The following is an 810-nucleotide window of genomic DNA, read 5'->3' as shown; positions in this document are numbered from 1 at the left end:
AAAAACATGATCACCGGTGCTGCGCAGATGGACGGCGCGATCCTGGTTGTTGCTGCGACTGACGGCCCAATGCCTCAGACCCGTGAGCACATCCTGCTGGGTCGTCAGGTTGGCGTTCCTTACATCATCGTGTTCCTGAACAAGTGCGACATGGTTGATGATGAAGAGCTGCTGGAACTGGTTGAGATGGAAGTCCGTGATCTGCTGACTCAGTATGATTTCCCAGGCGACGATACCCCAATCGTTCGTGGTTCTGCTCTGAAAGCGCTGCAAGGCGAAGCTGAGTGGGAAGCGAAAATCACTGAGCTGGCTGGATACCTGGATACTTATATCCCAGATCCAACGCGTGCAATTGACAAGCCGTTCCTGCTGCCAATCGAAGACGTATTCTCAATTTCTGGCCGTGGTACTGTTGTTACCGGTCGTGTTGAGCGCGGCATCGTTAAAGTCGGCGACGAAGTTGAAATCGTTGGTATCAAAGATACCGTGAAATCAACCTGTACCGGCGTTGAAATGTTCCGCAAACTGCTGGATCAGGGTCAGGCTGGCGAAAACTGTGGTGTTCTGCTGCGCGGTATCAAGCGTGAAGACATCCAGCGTGGACAGGTTCTGGCTAAGCCAGGCTCAATCAAGCCACACACCCAGTTCGAATCAGAAGTTTATATTCTGTCGAAAGACGAAGGCGGCCGTCATACTCCGTTCTTCAAAGGCTACCGTCCACAGTTCTACTTCCGTACAACTGACGTGACTGGCTCAGTAGAGCTGCCAGAAGGCGTTGAGATGGTAATGCCGGGCGACAACATCAAAATG

At 52.2% G+C, this 810-nt stretch carries 1 protein-coding gene; it reads left to right on the top strand.

Annotated elements, in window-relative coordinates; genetic code table 11:
• Positions 1-810 (top strand): elongation factor Tu (gene tuf / locus MUG06_RS22740; RefSeq protein ID WP_243080129.1); only part of this gene is annotated, 810 nt, incomplete at both ends.

This window comes from Pantoea sp. MQR6 (genome assembly GCF_022761075.1).
In the GTDB taxonomy this organism is placed as follows: Bacteria; Pseudomonadota; Gammaproteobacteria; order Enterobacterales; family Enterobacteriaceae; genus Pantoea; species Pantoea phytostimulans.
Note: the sequence above shows the minus strand (reverse complement) of the source record. Positions and strands in the feature narration are given on the sequence as shown.